This is a genomic window from Oleiphilus sp. HI0117, from assembly GCF_001635235.1.
In genome coordinates this window covers 1-269 of the sequence record NZ_LWGA01000495.1, presented here as the reverse complement: position 1 = coordinate 269, position 269 = coordinate 1, and the positions used below count along the sequence as shown (strand labels likewise).

Here is a 269-nt window from a genome sequence, read left to right as displayed (position 1 = left end):
AGCTTGATAATGCCAATAGCGATACTACTGCGTTACCGCTATTTCTAACCCAGGAAGATAGCGTTTCTACCGATAAATCTGAGCTAGAGGTGTATCTATCTAAATACGCTTCAGGAGCTTGGGATGGCGACAAAGATACCTGGGAAAGCGTGATCGAACCTGAAGTTTGGCGCAGTCTATCGACTGATAATCAGCAGTGCAGCAAGCGCCGTTGCAGCTATTTTAATTCTTGCCCTTATTATGAAAGCAGAAAGACCTGGGACAATGCT

Annotated in this window: 1 pseudogene; it reads left to right on the top strand. The window is 45.0% G+C overall.

The features are described from left to right. Positions 1 to 269 (top strand): annotated as a pseudogene (locus tag A3757_RS26455) (hypothetical protein); the annotation flags it as partial.